At 62.1% G+C, this 16,952-nt stretch carries 10 protein-coding genes; 7 read left to right on the top strand and 3 right to left on the bottom strand.

The annotated features are described in order from the left end of the window. Positions 1 to 2 precede the first annotated feature (2 nt). Both POF45_RS02955 and POF45_RS02950 read left to right on the top strand, forming a co-directional pair. Positions 3 to 1,457 carry a coniferyl aldehyde dehydrogenase gene (locus POF45_RS02955; protein ID WP_282315004.1) on the top strand — a complete coding sequence of 485 codons (1,455 nt, stop codon included), beginning with the start codon at positions 3 to 5 and terminating at the stop codon, positions 1,455 to 1,457. 49 nt (positions 1,458 to 1,506) lie between these two features. Next, complete coding sequence (locus POF45_RS02950) at positions 1,507 to 3,279, top strand: arylsulfatase (RefSeq protein WP_282315003.1); 1,773 nt, start codon at positions 1,507 to 1,509, stop codon at positions 3,277 to 3,279. Positions 3,280 to 5,166: 1,887 nt separating this feature from the next. Here POF45_RS02950 and POF45_RS02945 read toward each other — a convergent pair. From POF45_RS02945 to POF45_RS02935, 3 genes are all read right to left on the bottom strand, one after another. Beyond that, the gene (locus POF45_RS02945; protein WP_282315002.1) at positions 5,167 to 6,300 is read right to left on the bottom strand and encodes a CaiB/BaiF CoA transferase family protein; all 1,134 of its coding nucleotides are present in this window, start codon (positions 6,298 to 6,300) and stop codon (positions 5,167 to 5,169) included. Between the two features lie 231 nt (positions 6,301 to 6,531). Further along, positions 6,532 to 6,882 (bottom strand): hypothetical protein, encoded by a 351-nt coding sequence (locus tag POF45_RS02940; protein ID WP_259502797.1) that lies wholly within the window; start codon positions 6,880 to 6,882, stop codon positions 6,532 to 6,534. Further along, positions 6,860 to 8,503, bottom strand: a complete 1,644-nt coding sequence (locus tag POF45_RS02935; protein ID WP_282315001.1) for a GMC family oxidoreductase — start codon at positions 8,501 to 8,503, stop codon at positions 6,860 to 6,862. The genes POF45_RS02940 and POF45_RS02935 overlap by 23 nt, the downstream gene beginning before the upstream one ends. A gap of 210 nt (positions 8,504 to 8,713) precedes the next feature. Between POF45_RS02935 and POF45_RS02930 the strand changes: the two genes are divergently transcribed. The 5 genes from POF45_RS02930 to POF45_RS02910 all read left to right on the top strand — a co-directional run bounded on the left by POF45_RS02930 (position 8,714) and on the right by POF45_RS02910 (position 16,874). After that, positions 8,714 to 9,763, top strand: a complete 1,050-nt coding sequence (locus POF45_RS02930; RefSeq protein ID WP_259502799.1) for an AraC family transcriptional regulator — start codon at positions 8,714 to 8,716, stop codon at positions 9,761 to 9,763. A 209-nt stretch (positions 9,764 to 9,972) separates the two neighbouring features. Further along, a complete protein-coding gene (locus POF45_RS02925) occupies positions 9,973 to 11,772 on the top strand; it encodes a DUF1302 domain-containing protein (protein ID WP_282315000.1) in 1,800 nt (599 codons plus the stop codon). A gap of 32 nt (positions 11,773 to 11,804) precedes the next feature. Further along, positions 11,805 to 13,169, top strand: a complete 1,365-nt coding sequence (locus POF45_RS02920; protein WP_282314999.1) for a DUF1329 domain-containing protein — start codon at positions 11,805 to 11,807, stop codon at positions 13,167 to 13,169. Positions 13,170 to 13,343: 174 nt separating this feature from the next. Next, positions 13,344 to 14,417: a WD40/YVTN/BNR-like repeat-containing protein gene (locus tag POF45_RS02915; protein WP_282314998.1), complete on the top strand. Its 1,074-nt coding sequence runs from the start codon at positions 13,344 to 13,346 to the stop codon at positions 14,415 to 14,417. Positions 14,418 to 14,444: 27 nt separating this feature from the next. Further along, the gene (locus POF45_RS02910; protein WP_282315992.1) at positions 14,445 to 16,874 is read left to right on the top strand and encodes an efflux RND transporter permease subunit; all 2,430 of its coding nucleotides are present in this window, start codon (positions 14,445 to 14,447) and stop codon (positions 16,872 to 16,874) included. Positions 16,875 to 16,952: the final 78 nt, after the last annotated feature.

Here is a 16,952-nt window from a genome sequence, read left to right as displayed (position 1 = left end):
TCATGGATGCTGTGCAATGTGAATTCGAAACCACGTTCAACGCCGTCACGCCCGAGCGAATCCGCAGTGTTCTCGACCTGCAGCAAGCCGCCTCGCTGACTGAGGGGCCACCGTCGGCCGGGTTGCGCATCGAGCGCATCAACCGGGTGATCCACCTGCTGCTGAGCAATCAGCAGTCATTGTGTGAAGCGCTGGCCCGGGACTTTACCTGGCGCAGTCACGATCAGTCGTTGATGGCCGATGTGCTGTTGCCGGTCCAGGGGCTCAAGTACGCCCGCGATCATGTCCGCCGCTGGATGCGCCCGCAGCGTCGCAAAGCGGAGTTGGGCAGCGGCTGGCTGGGCGCCAGGGCCGAGATTCACTTCCAGCCGCTGGGCACCATCGGCATCATTTCGCCGTGGAATTTCCCGATTGCCATCGCACTGGGGCCGCTGGCCGAAGCGCTGGCGGCCGGCAACCGTGCGATCCTGCTGTTCTCCGAGCAGTCACCGGCCACCGCCGGCCTGCTGATCAAGTTGCTGGCCGAACAGTTCGACCCCAGCGAGGTAGCCGGCTTTATCGGTGGTGCCGAACTGGGCGCGGCATTTTCCGCGATGCCGCTGGATCATCTGGTGTTCACCGGCAGCCCACGGGTGGGGCGTCTGGTGATGCGCGCGGCGGCGCAAAACCTGACGCCGTTGACCCTGGAATTGGGCGGTAAATCACCGACCATCATTGGTCGCGGCGCGGACCTGGAAAACGCCGCCCGACGCATCTGGGGCGGCAAGGGCATCAGTGCAGGGCAGGCCTGTATCGCGCCGGACTACGTGTTGGTGCACGAGGATGATCGCGAGCGTTTGTTGAGCTGCATGCAGGTCGAACTGCGGCGCCTGTTCCCGACGCTGCGAAACAATCCGGACTACACCGCCATGGCCACGTCGGGGCAGTACCGGCGAATGCAGGCCTGTGTGCAAGATGCCCGTGAGCACGGCGTGAGGGTGATCGAGGTCAATCCGGGCAATGAAGACCTGAGCATTTCACGCAAGATCGCACCGACCCTGCTGGTCGATCCGCCGGACACGACACTGGCGATGCAGGACGAAGTGTTCGGGCCGCTGTTGCCGATTCGCGGCTATCGCCACATCGACGAGGCACTGGCTTACATCAACGCCAGGCCGCGCCCGCTGGCGCTGTACTACTTCGGGGATAACCGCGAAGAGGCCCGGCATGTGCTGGAACGCACCCATTCGGGGGGCGCCTGTATCAACGAGGTCATGCAGCACCTGTTCCAGACTGATTTGCCGTTTGGTGGCTGTGGCGGATCGGGTTTTGGCCGCTATCGCGGCGGGTACGGGTTCAGGGCGTTCAGCCTGGAGCGCGCGGTGTTCATGCCGCCGCGCTGGGATGTCATGGGGCTGTTACGGCCGCCTTATGGCCGGCTGTTTCGGCGAATGATGGCGGCACTGTTGAAACCCTGAACTGAAGTACACCAGATCAACTGTGCACACAAAAAGCAGGTAATCCTGAATGACCCCGATCAAACCCCTTGTTCTGGCCATGGGCTGCCTGGCGTTTACTGCCCACTGCTTTGCCACGCCCCAACGCCCAAACATCGTGGTGCTGGTAGCCGACGACTGGGGCTACAGCGATGTCGGCGCCTTCGGCAGCGAAATCGCCACGCCCAACATCGACACCCTGGCTCGCGAAGGCGTGCGCTTCTCCGATTTCCACGTCACTGCATCCTGCTCACCCACACGCTCGATGCTGATGACCGGCGTCGACAACCACCGCAACGGCGTCGGCAACATGCCGGAAACCATGCCCGACGAGCACCTGGGCAAACCCGGCTACAGCGGCGCACTCAACGACAACGCGGTGACTATCGCCACCCAGCTCAAAGACAGTGGTTATCACACCTACATTTCCGGCAAATGGCACCTCGGTAAAACCCCGGACACCTTGCCGCCCAACCGTGGTTTCGAGCGCTCCTTCATCCAGGCCGACAGCGGCTCCGACAACTGGGAAGAGCGGCCGTATGCGCCGCTGTACGACAAGGCCGCCTGGTTCGAGAACGGCGTGCCGGCGCACCTGCCGAAAAATTATTACTCATCGACCTTCATCGTCGACAAGGCCATGGAGTACATCGACCAGGACCGCCAGGACGGCCAACCGTTTTTCGCCTACCTGGGTTTCCAGGCCAATCACGTGCCGGTCCAGGCCCCCAGGGACATGATCGACAAATACCATGGCCGCTATGATCAGGGCTGGACGGCCTTGCGCAAGGCGCGTCGGGATCGTGCGGTCGAACTGGGCTTGATCCCCGCCGGCAGCGGCATGGTGACGATGGGTAGCACGGCCGATTGGGATGCACAGGACGCCGATCAGAAACGCTATGAAGCCCGGCGCATGGAAGTCTATGCCGGCATGGGCGAGACGATGGACCGGGAAATCGGTCGCCTGATCGCCCATCTCAAAGCCACCGGCGAGTACGACCGCACGGTGTTTGTGTTTCTTTCCGACAACGGCAGCGAGCCGACCGACCCGTATGACATTCCAGCAGTACGGATGTGGCTGGAAATGAACTACACCCGCCAGCTCGATCGCCTGGGCAGCAAAGGCGCCTTCACCAGCATCGGTCCGAGCTGGGCCAGCGCGGCGGCGTCGCCATTGAGTGGCTACAAGTTTTTTGCCGGTGAGGGCGGGTTGCGTACCCCGTTGATTATCTCGGGTGTACCCGCGATGCAAACCGACCGGATCGTCAAGGCTTTCACCCATGTCACGGACATTGTGCCGACCCTGCTGGACGTGGCCGGCGTGCCTGCGCATAACGGTATGTATCAGGGGCGCGCCGTGGAACCGATGATCGGCAGCAGCCTGGTTCCGGTATTGAAAGGCGTCACCGACCGCGTACATCCGCAAGATCAGGCCATCGGTTATGAACTGTCTGGCAGCGCGGCGCTGTTCAAGGGCGATTACAAGCTGGTGAAAAGCCTGAAGCCGGTGGGCAACGAACAATGGCACCTCTACAACATCGCCACCGACCCCGGCGAAGTCAACGACCTGCAACAGCAAATGCCTGAACGTTTTGTGGCGATGCAGGCCGACTACGCCGAGTACGTGCGCGTCAACGGCGTGCTGCCGATGCCAGCTGGTTATGACTACATGCACCAGGGGCAGTTGTATGCCTTGAAACACGTGGTCATTCCCAAGCTCAAGGCGGCGGCGCCGGCGATGGTTGCAGTGATTGTGATGCTGCTCGGGGGCATGGTGTGGTGGCGGCGTCGTAAGCGGGGTGTGTGAATCTTCTGGGACCCTGACCAATAAACCGTGGCGAGGAAACGTGGGACCCTGGCCAATAAACCGTGGCGAGGGAGCTTGCTCCCGCTGGGCTGCGAAGCGGCCCCAATCCATACACTGCGGTGGTTCAGGAAAATCACTGCGCCGGGTTTTAGGGCTGCTTCGCAGCCCAGCGGGAGCAAGCTCCCTCGCCACAGGGTTGTTGTACGTACGCGTCAACGGCGTGCTGCCGATGCCGGCCGGTTATGACTACATGCACCATTGTGGAACCCTGGCCAATAAACCGTGGCGAGGAAGCTTGCTCCCGCTGGGCTGCGAAGCGGCCCCAATCCAAACACTGCGGTGGCTCAGGAAATCACTGCGCCGGGTTTCAGGGCTGCTTCGCAGCCCAGCGGGAGCAAGCTCCCTCGCCACAGGGTTGTTGTACGTGCGCGTCAACGGCGTGCTGCCGATGCCGGCCGGTTATGACTACATGCACCATTGTGGAACCCTGGCCAATAAACCGTGGCGAGGGAGCTTGCTCCCGCTGGGCTGCGAAGCGGCCCCAGTCCAAACACTGCGGTGGCTCAGGAAAATCACTGCGCCGGGTTTCAGGGCTGCTTCGCCGCCCAGCGGGAGCGAGCTCCCTCGCCACAGGGTTATTGTACGTGCGCGTCAACGGCGTGCTGCCGATGTTGGCCGGTTATGACTACATGCACCATTGTGGGACCCTGGCAAATAAACCGTGGCGAGGGAGCTTGCTCCCGCTGGGCTGCGAAGCGGCCCCAGTCCAAACACTGCGGTGGTTCAGGAAAATCACTGCGCCGGGTTTCAGGGCTGCTTCGCAGCCCAGCGGGAGCAAGCTCCCTCGCCACAGGGTTATTGTATGTGCGCGTCAACGGCGTGCTGCCGATGCCGGCTGGTTATGACTACATGCACCATTGTGGGACCCTGGCCAATAAACCGTGGCGAGGGAGCTTGCTCCCGCTGGGCTGCGAAGCGGCCCCAATCCAAACACTGCGGTGGCTCAGGAAATCACTGCGCCGGGTTTCAGGGCTGCTTCGCCGCCCAGCGGGAGCAAGCTCCCTCGCCACAGGGTTATTGTATGTGCGCGTCAATGGCGTGCTGTCGATGCCGGCCGGTTATGACTACATGCACCATTGTGGGACCCTGGCCAATAAACCGTGGCGAGGAAACGTGGAACCCTGGCAAATAAACCGTGGCGAGGGAGCTTGCTCCCGCTGGGCTGCGAAGCGGCCCCAATCCATACACTGCGGTGGTTCAGGAAAATCACTGCGCCGGGTTTCAGGGCTGCTTCGCCGCCCAGCGGGAGCGAGCTCCCTCGCCACAGGGTTATTGTACGTGCGCGTCAACGGCGTGCTGCCGATGTTGGCCGGTTATGACTACATGCACCATTGTGGAACCCTGGCCAATAAACCGTGGCGAGGAAGCTTGCTCCCGCTGGGCTGCGAAGCGGCCCCAATCCATACACTGCGATGGCTCAGGAAAATCACTGCGCCGGGTTTCAGGGCTGCTTCGCCGCCCAGCGGGAGCAAGCTCCCTCGCCACAGGGTTATTGTATGTGCGCGTCAACGGCGTGCTGTCGATGCCGGCCGGTTATGACTACATGCACCATTGTGCAACCCTGACCAATAAACCGTGGCGAGGAAACGTGGGACCCTGGCCAATAAACCGTGGCGAGGGAGCTTGCTCCCGCTGGGCTGCGAAGCGGCCCCAATCCATACACTGCGGTGGCTCAGGAAATCACTGCGCCGGGTTTCAGGGCTGCTTCGCAGCCCAGCGGGAGCAAGCTCCCTCGCCACAGGGTTGTTGTGCGTGCGCGTCAACGGCGTGCTGCCGATGCCGGCCGGTTATGACTACATGCACCATTGTGGGACCCTCGCCACAGGGTTATTGGCTGGCGTTCAGCAGCCGTTCGATCCGCAGTTCACTCAAGCCAGCCTTGCGCAGGATTTCTGCGGTGTGTTCACCACGCTTGGGTATCGCGCCGACCGCCGACGGCGAGGCGGAAAACCGGGGTGCCGGCGCCGCTTGCAAGACACCGTCAGTGCGCGAATACACGCCACGCTCGGCCATGTGCGGATGCAGCAGCGCTTCGGCCGGTGTCAGCACCGGGGCGAAGCACGCGTCGCTGCCTTCCAGCAGGTCCACCCAGTGCTGGCGCGGCTGGCTGGCGAATACGGCGGCCAGGCGCTGCTGCAACTGACCCCATAAACGCGAATCGTAGGGCCGCTTGAAGTCCGGGTCGTCGCCGAGCCCGAGCGTGTGGAACAGCAGGGCATTGAAGTGTGGTTCCAGCGCCTGCACGCTGACAAACAACCCGTCGGCACAGGCATAGGTGCGGGCCCAGTGGGCGCCATCAAGCAGGCCGCAACCGCGCTCCAGCGGCTGTTGGCCGGCGGCGTGCACCGACAACAGCAGGTTCATCAGGTTGGCACTGCCATCGACAATCGCGGCGTCCACCACTTGCCCGACACCGCTGGTGCCGGCATGGAGAATCCCCGCCACAATCCCCAGCGCCAGGTACAGCGCACCGCCCCCCAGATCGCCCACCAGCGTTGGTGGCGCCATCGGTGGCTGACCGGCTTCACCGCTGAACCACAAGGCCCCGGAGAGCGCGATGTAATTGAGGTCGTGACCCGCCGCCTGCGCCAGTGGACCTTGCTGCCCCCAGCCGGTCATGCGCCCGTAGACCAGCCCCGGATTGCGCGCCATACACACCTCGGGGCCCAGCCCCAGGCGTTCCATGACGCCGGGGCGCATGCCTTCGATCAACGCGTCGGAGCCCTCGATCAGGCGCAACACGGCTTCAATCGCTTCGGGGTCTTTAAGGTCCAGGGCAATCGATTTCTTGCCGCGATTGATGATCGCGTGCGGCCCCAGGTCGAGCATGTCGGCGCCCTTGTGGCCGACACGTTCCACCAGAATCACCTCGGCGCCCATGTCCGCCAGCAACATGCCGCAAAACGGCCCCGGTCCGATGCCGGCAATTTCCACGATCCGAACGCCGTCCAATACACCCATGCGAGTACTCCCTTGGCTGAAAAACAATGAAGGGGTTCATTGTCCATGGGCGGTGAGGGCGGGCAGGTCATTGCGGGTTGAACACTGATCCGCAGGGTGTTGCTTGCGAAGACGGAGTGTCAGTTAACACCGGTGGTGAATGTTGAACCGCTTTCGCGAGCAGGCTCGCGCCCACATTGGATCTATGGTGTTCACATAATGTGTGTCCGCTGAAGATCGGGAGGCACAGCCTCAGCGGCGCAGCAGCAGGACAGTCATCACGCCATGAAACACCACCGCTGGCCACAGCAATAACCCGCTGCTGACGAACACCCCGATGTAGGCCAGGTACAATGCAATCGCGCCGTTATAGACCTGCATCGAGCGCAGCGCTGCGACGGTCGCCGGGCTCGGCCAGCAGGCAACGCCCAGGGCAATCAGGGCAATCCCGAAAAACCGTGCAAACAGGTTGGTGACCTCGGTCCCGGCAATGCCCAGCAAGACACTGCTGACAACGCCGGGGGCAAGCAGCAAGCCGAACCCGGTCGCCAGTTCGACGACCGCGGCAACCATCAGCAGCTTAGGCGGGGTGATGAGTTTCATGGCGGTCCCTGGCAAGTGTGGTTTCACGATCCTGACGGATAAAACCGGCGGCTTGTTCGCCGATCATCACGGTCGCGGCGGTTGTACTGCATCCAATGATAGTCGGCATGATCGAGGCGTCGACCACGCGCAGGCCTTCGAGGCCGTGCACCTTCAGTCGCGCGTCGACGACCGCCATGGCGTCGTTGCCCATTTTGCAGGTGCCTACCGGGTGGTAGAGCGTGTCGGAGCGGTTGCGCAGCACCTGCTCGATCTCGGCGTCGGTGTTCATCGGCGCATCGATCACGCTTTGCGGGTTGAACGCCTTGAACGCCGGGGTCGCCATCAGCTTCTCGATGACTCGGTAGCCTTTGATCAGCGTGCTGATGTCGTCGCGATGGGTCAGGAACGCCGGGTCGATCAGCGGTGGCACCCGCGGATCGGCGCTCGCCAGCGTCAGTTGGCCGATGCTCTTGGGGTGCAGCAGACAGGCATGCACGCTCAAGCCATGGCCGCGATACAGCGTGCGGCCATGGTCGGCGAACATGGCGATGGTCAGTGCCAGTTCGATGTCGGCCTGAGCCAGCTCCGGTGCGGTTTTGACGAAGGCGCAGGCCTCGGCGAAATTGGTGGTCAACGGACCGCTGCGCTTGCGCCAGTAGCGGATCGCCGCCTTGGTCATGTCCCAGACGCCGGCCAGTGACAGGCCGATCAACTGGCGGGATTTGACCCGGTAGGAATGCACGTAGTCGATATGATCCACCAGGTTCTGGCCGACACCGGGGAGTTCGTGCACCACCGGGATGTCGAACGCGAGCAATTGATCCTTGGGGCCGACGCCGGACAGCATCAGCAGGTGCGGGGAGTTGAAGGCGCCGGAGCTCAGGATCAGTTCATGCCGGGCGTACAAGGTGCGCGTGACGCCGTTCTGCATGAACTCGACACCGACCGCACGCTTGCCATCGAACAGAATACGCGTGGCGTGGGCGTGGGTCTCGACGGTCAGGTTCGGTCGGTGGCGGTTGGGCGTGAGATAGGCTTTGGCGGCGCTGCAACGCTGTCCGTCCTTCTGCATGACCTGCACCCGGCCAAAGCCTTCCATGGTCGCGCCGTTCTGATCGGGGCACGCCGGGTAGCCGGCCTCAATACCGGCCTCGACAAACGTTTCGCCGAACGGGTTGGGCGAGGAGTGGAAGCGCACGTTGAGCGGGCCGTCCTGACCGTGCAGCGGGTCCTTGAAGTATTCGTTGTGCTCGGCGCGCTTGAACAGCGGCAGCACCTCATCATAGCGCCAGCCCGGATTGCCCAGCTCGGCCCAGCGGTCGAAATCCAGCGGATGGCCGCGATGGTAGGCCATGGCGTTGATCGAGGAGCTGCCGCCCAGGGTCTTGCCCCGTGGCTGATAACCGATCCGGCCGTTCAACCCTGACTGTGGCACGGTCTGAAACTGCCAGTTGTTGATCGACGTCGGCACCATGGCCGCGACGCCGGCCGGCATGTGCACCAGCGGGTGGGTGTCCGGGCCGCCGGCTTCCAGCAGGCAGACAGACACGTCGCTGTCCTCGGACAAGCGGCTGGCGACGACACAGCCGGCCGCGCCGGCGCCAATCACGAGGTAATCGAACTCTGCGTTCTGGTTCATGCGTTTGTTCTCTTTATTCGATGCATAACGTCAACGCATTGTGCGGACACGGCGGGGGCGGCACTGGTCAATTGAATGAATTCACCGGTCAGCAGCGCAGGTGACTAACACGCCAAGCATCGGGAGATCCCGCACAGCGGCTCGAGGAGTCATTGACCAACCCTCATCCGGGAGCGAGTATCGATTTTCGCAATTCCAGCAGGCAGGTCCATGTCAGGTTCGAAAATCGATACGCCGGGCACCGACCTGTCGTTGCGTGAAGAAGCATTGCAGCCCACCACCATTGGCAGCTACACCGTGGCCATTGGGCGGGCGCTGGATGCCAGTGGGGTCGACAGCAAGCGGATTTTTACCGCTATCGGTATTCCGCTGGACGTCGCGACCGACCCGATGACCCGCCAGCCGGCGTCAACCATGACGCGCCTGTATCGCGCCTGTGTCGAGGTGACCAACAACCCGTATTTCGGCCTGACCGTGGCCAAACACATTCACCTGACGCACTTGCATGCGCTGGGTTATTCACTGGCCGCCAGCGGCACCCTGATGGATTTTTGCCGCCGTCTGGAGCGCTACTTTCGCCTGGTCTCCCAAGTCGCCAAGGTCAATCTGACCCAGGTGGACGGGCAAGTGATGATGCGTTTCGATCACCTGGTCGAACTCAGCAGCGAGACAGAAGATGCGTTTTTCGGCTTTCTGATCCGCACCATGCGCCTGCTCTACAAGCAGGAATTCAAGCCGCTGCGCGTGGAATTCTGTCGCTCGATGCCGCACGAAGGCGCCGGGCCGTATGAGACGCTGTTCAGGGTGCCGGTGTTATTCAATCAGACGAGCAGCCTGCTGGTGTTCGACCAGGCCGATATGGTGCAGGCACTCAGCGGGTCCTGTCCCGAACTGGCGCAGGTCAATGACAACATCGTCATCAGCTACCTGGCTCGACTGGACAAAAGTGACGTGATAACCGGCGTCACGCAGAAGATCATCGAGTTTCTCCCGGACGGCGATTGCACCCGCGACAAGGTCGCCAGTGCCTTGCACATGAGCCCGACCAAGCTGCAACTCAAGCTGTCCCAGCGCGGCACCCACTTCCAGCAACTGCTCGATGACACGCGCAAGGAACTGGCGTGCAGCTACCTGCGCCAGGCGTCGCGGCCCGTCACCGAAATCACTTTTCTGCTGGGTTTCAGCGACACCAGCAACTTCACCCGCGCGTTCAAACGCTGGACCGGCCTGTCGCCGACGGATTTCCGCCAGCAGCCCTGAATAGCCTGTGACCAGGGCGCAACTCCCCCCTGCACCGAGCGTGTATTCACCTCTCCTATCGCACTGACCAACGATTTGGCCCAATTGACCGGCACCCCTGTGCCTGCTCGCGATACAACAATCTCGACCGATCCGGCCCGCGCTCACTGTCGCTGAGCAACGTGCCGGCCAGTCGCATTTTCTTGAATCAGAGAAGGCGAGCTCCCTAGATGAATAACAACAATAAGATCTGCCATCCCCATCTGCGACGTGGCCTCCTGGCGTCGGCTGTTCTCGCCGGCCTGGGCATGAGCCCCGTCTACGCGTTTGAATTCAATACTGGTAACGATGACTTGTCGGTGCGTTTCGACAACACCCTCAAGCTCAACTACGCCGAACGGGTCGAGGGTGCGAACAGCAAGCTGGCCAATACCTGGAACAGTAACGACGGCGACCGTAATTTTTCCGCCGGCAGCCCGGTCTCCGAGCGCATCGATGTGCTGTCGGAACTGGACGTGGTGTTCAAGCAGAACATGGGTTTTCGGGTCAGCGCCAACAGCTGGTACGACCATGCCTATGACGATGTCGGCAGCAACAACCCGTCCACCAACCAACTGAACAACGGCAAGCCGGACGCCAACCGCCAGAGCGGCTATGTCGACCGCTACTACAACGGGCCGTCCGCGCAGTTTCTCGACGCCTTTGTGTTCGGCAGCACCGAGATCGGCGACGAAGCATTGCTCAGCGGCAAGCTCGGCCAACATAACGTGTATTGGGGCGAGAGCATTCTGGCCGTTGCCCACGGCATCAGTTACGGGCAGTCGGCGCTTGACCTGACCAAGGCCTACACCGTGCCCGGCACTGAAGCCAAGGAACTGTTCATCCCGCGTAAACAGCTGTCCACCAGCCTGACGATCAACCCGGAACTGACCCTGGCCGCGCAGTACTTTTTCGGTTGGGACGCATCGCGAATTCCGGAATCGGGCACCTTTCTGGGCTTCAACGACGGGATTCAGAACGGCGGGCATGATCTGTCGCTGATCGGCGGCGCCAACCCGTTGTATGGCACGCCGGGGCCGCTGGGGGCGAATCAGTTTTTGCGCCTGGACAACGGCCATACGTTCACGCCCAACCAAAGCGGCGACTTCGGCTTGATGGCCAAGTGGAGCCCGGCATGGCTGGATGGCACGTTGGGCCTGTACTACCGCAAGACCTCCGACACGCTGCCCAACATTGTGCTGCAACCCGTGCCCGTGGGCGTTCCACAGCTGATCTCGGGCAACGCCGGCAGTTACAACCAGTTCTACGTCGATGACATCGATATCTATGGCTTGAGCCTGGCGAAAAACATTGCCGGCATCAGCTTCGGCCTGGACCTGAACTATCGCCACAACATGCCGTTGTCCAGCGTGCCGGCCACGGTCAATCCGTCGCCCGCAGCGGCGGGGCAGCCGGGTGTCATCAGCAGTTTCAACGGTGAAAACGGCGTGGCTCGCGGCAATACCGTACACGCGGTGCTCAACGGCTTGACCACCTTCGGCCCGACACCTGTCTGGGACACCGCGCCGCTGTTGGTCGAGGTGGCGTACAGCCGCTGGCTGGACGTGACTGAAAACCAGCAGTTGTTCAAGGGCAACGACTGGTACACCGGCATCGATAAAGTCACCAAAGACAACTACATCATGGGGATGAACTTCACCCCGACCTGGTATCAGGTGTTCCCCGGCATCGATATGTACCTGCCGCTGAGCTACAACGTCGGCCTTGCCGGTCAGTCTTCCGTGCAATTGGGCGGCAACAAAGGCACCGGCAGCTACTCGGTGGGTGTCGGCATGGACGTGCGGACCCAGTACCGCTTCGATCTCAAGTACGTCGACAATTTCGGCGAATTCGACACCTGCGATGCGCCGAATCAAGGCGCCATCGCCGGCAGCAAGTGCGTTGTCGGTCAGGCCACCTCGTTTGCCGGTATCCCGGCGCAGTTGAAGGATCGCGGCATGGTCGCGCTCACTTTCAAAACCACCCTTTGATCCCGGCGCCGTGCGTTGACAGGAGACACCCGATGAAATTCGTCAAGACAATACTGGCGGCCAGCCTGGCGCTGATCATCGCCAGCGGGGCCCATGCCGCGGTATCTGCGGATCAGGCAGCGAAACTCGGCACCAGCCTCACGGCCGTAGGCGCGGAAAAAGCCGCCAACGCCGATGGCAGCATCCCGGCCTACACCGGTGGCCTGACCACCATTCCCGCCGATTTCAAGACCGGCGACTCGTTCCGCCCCGACCCCTATGGCAGCGAAAAGCCGCGGCTGGTGATTACCCCGCAAAACGTCGCGCAGCAGAAAGACAAACTGACCGCTACCACGCAAGCGCTGTTGGCGCGCTACCCGACCTACCGCCTGGATGTGTATCCGACCCACCGCAGCGTTGCATTGCCCAAAGGCGTGCTGGACAACACCGCGAAAAATGCCGTGAACGCCAAGACCACTGACGGCGGCCTGGCCCTGGAAAACGTGCTGCCGGGGGTGCCGTTCCCGATTCCGGCCGACGGCAATGAAGCGATGTGGAACCACTTGTTGCGCTATCAGGGCGTGGCCATGACCAACAAGTACGACTCCTGGAACGTCGACTCGTCCGGCGCTGCGTCGTTGAGTTCAACCGGCGTGTTTTTCATTGAGTACCCGTTGTATGCCGCTGCACGTCCCGTGGGACCGGTCACGCCCGACGAAACCTATTACAAGATCAAGCTGACCTACACCGGCCCGGCCCGTCGTGCCGGTGAAGCGTTGTTGCTGATGGACTCGGTCAATCCGCTGAAACAGCCACGGCGTGCCTGGCAATACTTGCCGGGGCAACGTCGGGTGAAACTGGCGCCGGACCTGGCCTACGACACGCCTAATCCGGGCACCGTCGGCGCCGCCACCTACGACGACGCGTTCCTGTTCAACGGGGCGATGGACCGCTACGACTTCAAACTGGTGGGCAAGAAAGAACTGTATGTGCCGTACAACACCTACAAGCTGAGTTACCACAAGGACGCGGCGGATGTGATGAAAGCCAATCACATCAACCCCGACCTGCTGCGCTGGGAGTTGCACCGTGTGTGGGTGGTCGAGGCCACGCTGAAACCGGGCAAACGCCACATCTACAGCAAGCGCACCTTCTACCTCGACGAGGACAGCTGGATCGCCCTGGCGTCCGACGAATACGACGGTCGCGGCCAGCTCTACCGTGGCGGTTTCTCGCACCTGACCTACAGCTACGACGTGCAGGCGCCGGACACCATCAACCACATGCTCTACGACCTGGTGTCGGGGGCCTACAACGTCAACGGTTTCTATGGTCCCTACGGTGGCCTGAAATACATCGACCCCCTGTCCAAGGCCCAGTGGTCCGCTGAATCGCTGGCGGGCGCCGGCATCCGTTAAACCCACGATCCTCCCCTCTGTGGGAGCAGGCTTGCTCCGGGCGGCGTTCCGACGAAGGCGGTGTGTCAGGCAGCATCAATGGCGACTGACACACCGCTTTCGCGGGCAAGCCCGCTCCCACAGTTGATCGGTGGTGATTTGTCGATCGTGTACGTCGCACCCGAGATAATAAGAATGACAATGACCAAGTGGTTTCTACTGGCCGCATTGGCGGCAGCGATGGCGGTGCCTTTTAGCCGTCCGGTGATTGCCGCAGAGTTTGCCGATGTCCTCGACACCCCGGCGCTGCGCAGTGACCTGGCCGCACAATCCACGCTCACCGGGATGACCCGTGCCGGCGAACGTCTGGTTGCGGTCGGTCAACGCGGGCACATCGTCTACTCCGATGATGCGGGGCAGCATTGGCAACAGGCGCAAGTTCCGGTCAGCTCGGACCTGGTTGCCGTGAATTTTCCGAGCCCGCAACAGGGCTGGGCAGTGGGGCACGACGGCGTGGTGCTGCACAGCACCGACGCGGGTCAGAGCTGGACCCGGCAACTCGACGGCCGTCAGGTCGGGCCGCTTCTGCTTGCTTACTATCAACGTCAACTGGCCCAAACACCGGACGACACCGAGCTGCAAGCCCGGGTCGATGAAGCCCGGCGCATGGTCGAAGACGGCGCTGACAAGCCGTTTCTCGATGTCTGGTTCGACAACGAGCAGGTCGGCTACATCGTCGGCGCCTTCAACCTCATCCTGCGCACCGACGATGGTGGCCAGAGCTGGACGCCGTTGCTGGATCGCACCGATAACCCCGGCGCGCTGAATCTCTACGCGATACGCGCAGTGGGCAGCGAGCTGTTCATCGTCGGCGAGCAAGGCCTGGTCCTCAAACGCGATCGCGCCAGCGGCCGCTTCAACGCAATTCCCACGCCCTATAACGGCAGTTTTTTCGGCATCACCGGCAAGCCCGGCGCGGTCCTGGTGTTCGGCTTGCGCGGCAACGTCTTTCGCAGCACCGACAGTGGTGCGAGCTGGACGAAAGTCGAGCTCGGTCTGGCGCTGAGCATGACCGCCGCCAGCGTTACCAATGACGGCCGGATCGTGCTGGTCAGTCAGGCCGGCCATGTGCTGGTCAGCAGCGACGACGGCGCGAGTTTCCACCCGTTGCCGAACACATTGGCGCCCACCGCCGCCGCGCAAGTGACCACCGGCGGCGCACTGGTCCTGGCGGGCACCCGTGGCCTGCGCCAAGCCCCTCTCGAATAAGCACGGCATTACACAGAGAACACCATGATGGGTCACTACGAAACTGAAACAATGCCGGTCATTCACGAACTCAAGGGGTTTGATGCACGCTCCGGTAACGTCCTCGAACGGCTGATATTCAACCACCGACTGTGGGTGGTGCTGGCCTGCCTGTTGGTCACGCTGACGTTGAGTTACTTCGCGGCCACGCGGCTGACACTCAATGCCAGCTTCGAAAAAATGCTCCCGCAGAGCCAGCCATTCATCAAGAACTACCTGGAAAACCGTCAGGCCCTGCGCGGTCTGGGCAACGCGGTGCGGGTGGTGGTGGAGAGCAGCAACGGCGATATTTTCGACCCGCACTATCTGGACGCGCTGAAGGAGATCAACGACGAACTGTTCGTGACCCCCGGCGTCGACCGTGCCTGGATGAAATCCCTGTGGACCCCGGCGGTGCGCTGGACCGAAGTCACCGAGGAGGGCTTCCAGGGCGGCCCGGTGATGCCGGATTCCTATGACGGCTCGGCCCAGAGCGTGGAGCAATTGCGGCAAAACATTGCGCGTTCCGGGATCGTCGGCAGCCTGATCGGCAACAACTTCAAGTCGAGCATGATTTTCGTGCCATTGCTGGAGAAGGACCCGATCACTGGCCAGGGCATCGACTATCACCAGTTCTCGAAAAACCTCGAAGAAAAACTGCGCGACACATACGAGTTCGAAGGTCATGCCCGTGTCGCTGGCGAAGAGGGCAAAGGCCCGATCAAGGTGCGCGTCATCGGCTTTGCCAAACTGGTCGGCGATCTGCTCGACGGGCTGCTGCAGGTGATGCTGTATTTCGGCGCCGCCGCACTGATTGCCACGGCGATCATCTTCTATTTCACCCGCTGCGTGCGCAGTACCGCGCTGGTGATCCTCTGTTCGGTGATCGCCGTTGTCTGGCAACTGGGCCTGGTGGCGATGTTCGGTTTCGCCCTCGACCCGTTCTCGATTCTGGTGCCGTTCCTGGTGTTTGCCATCGGCGTGTCCCATGGCGCGCAGAAAATGAACGGGATCATGCAGGACGTCGGACGCGGCACCCATCAGCTGATCGCCGCGCGCTATACCTTTCGCCGACTGTTTCTCGCCGGGCTCACCGCCTTGCTGGCGGACGCCGTGGGTTTTGCGGTGCTGATGCTGATCGACATCCCGGTGATCCAGGACCTGGCAATCACCGCCAGCATCGGCGTTGCGGTGCTGATCTTCACCAATCTGGTGTTGCTGCCGGTGTTGCTGTCCTACAGCGGCGTGAGTCGCAAGGCCGCCGAGCGCAGCCTGCGGGCCGAGAACAAGGAACTGCGCGGCAAAGGCCTGGGCGCCTTCTGGCGTTTTCTCGACAAGTTCACCGAACGGCGCTGGGCCACCATCGCCCTGAGCGTGGCCGGCCTGCTGGCGGTGGGCGGGCTGGTCGTCAGCCATCACCTGAAGATCGGCGACCTCGATCCCGGCGCCCCTGAACTGCGCGCCGATTCGCGTTACAACCGAGACAACGCCTACATCACCGCCAATTATTCGCTGTCCAGCGACCAGTTCGCGATCATGCTCAAGACCCCGAGCGAAGGCTGCCTCAAATACGAGACGCTGATTGAAGCCGACCGTCTGGGCTGGCTGTTGCAGCAACAGCCCGGCGTGCAAACCACCGTGTCGCTGGTCAACGCCGTGCGCCAGATCACCGCCGGCTCCTATGAAGGCAACCCGAAGTGGCTGACCATCGCCCGCAACCAGAACGTGCTGAACTACGGCGCCCAACAGGCCTCGGTCAGCAGCCCGGACCTGTTCAACAACGACTGCTCGATGATGCCGATCGTCGCCTACCTCTCGGATCACAAGGCCGAAACCCTCGACCGGGTGGTGCAGGTGGCCGAGACGTTCGCCCGCGAACACAGCAACGGCGAGCGCCAGTTCATGCTGGCGGCGGGCAGCGCCGGGATCGAAGCGGCGACCAACATCGTCGTGCGCGAGGCCAATCGCACGATGCTGTTGTACGTCTATGGCGCGGTGATCGTGTTGTGTTTCATCACCTTCCGCAGCTGGCGTGCGGTGGTGGTGGCAGTGGTGCCGCTGATGCTGACCTCGATCCTGTGCGAGGCGCTGATGGTCTGGCTCGGCATGGGGGTCAAAGTCGCCACGCTGCCAGTGATCGCACTCGGTGTCGGCATCGGCGTCGACTACGCGTTGTACCTGCTGAGCGTGCAACTGGCCCAGCAACGCGCGGGATTGTCGCTGACCGAGGCCTACCGCAATGCAGTGGGTTTCACCGGCAAAGTGGTGGCGTTGGTGGGCATTACCCTGGCCGCGGGGGTGATCACCTGGGCCTGGTCGCCGATCAAGTTCCAGGCCGACATGGGCATCCTGCTGACGTTCATGTTCATCTGGAACATGGTCGGGGCCCTGGTGCTGATTCCGGCGCTGTCACATTTCATGTTGAACAAGGTGAAATGAGCCCCGGCTCGGAAATTTTTGCAGAATTTTCTTGCGACGATAAAGGAAGCGTCTGATAGCAATTTCGCAAATTTCCTA

Origin of the sequence: Pseudomonas fungipugnans (assembly GCF_029955235.1) — a bacterium.
In the GTDB taxonomy this organism is placed as follows: domain Bacteria; phylum Pseudomonadota; class Gammaproteobacteria; order Pseudomonadales; family Pseudomonadaceae; genus Aquipseudomonas; species Aquipseudomonas fungipugnans.
Note: the sequence above shows the minus strand (reverse complement) of the source record. Positions and strands in the feature narration are given on the sequence as shown.

Coding starts and splice junctions, on each gene's coding strand:
- POF45_RS02915 (WP_282314998.1), top strand. CDS start 13,344: ATGACAATGACCAAGTGGTTTCTACTGGCCGCATTGGCGGCAGCGATG.
- POF45_RS02930 (WP_259502799.1), top strand. CDS start 8,714: ATGTCAGGTTCGAAAATCGATACGCCGGGCACCGACCTGTCGTTGCGT.
- POF45_RS02920 (WP_282314999.1), top strand. CDS start 11,805: ATGAAATTCGTCAAGACAATACTGGCGGCCAGCCTGGCGCTGATCATC.
- POF45_RS02955 (WP_282315004.1), top strand. CDS start 3: ATGGATGCTGTGCAATGTGAATTCGAAACCACGTTCAACGCCGTCACG.
- POF45_RS02950 (WP_282315003.1), top strand. CDS start 1,507: ATGACCCCGATCAAACCCCTTGTTCTGGCCATGGGCTGCCTGGCGTTT.
- POF45_RS02925 (WP_282315000.1), top strand. CDS start 9,973: ATGAATAACAACAATAAGATCTGCCATCCCCATCTGCGACGTGGCCTC.
- POF45_RS02945 (WP_282315002.1), bottom strand. CDS start 6,300: ATGGGTGTATTGGACGGCGTTCGGATCGTGGAAATTGCCGGCATCGGA.
- POF45_RS02940 (WP_259502797.1), bottom strand. CDS start 6,882: ATGAAACTCATCACCCCGCCTAAGCTGCTGATGGTTGCCGCGGTCGTC.
- POF45_RS02910 (WP_282315992.1), top strand. CDS start 14,445: ATGGGTCACTACGAAACTGAAACAATGCCGGTCATTCACGAACTCAAG.
- POF45_RS02935 (WP_282315001.1), bottom strand. CDS start 8,503: ATGAACCAGAACGCAGAGTTCGATTACCTCGTGATTGGCGCCGGCGCG.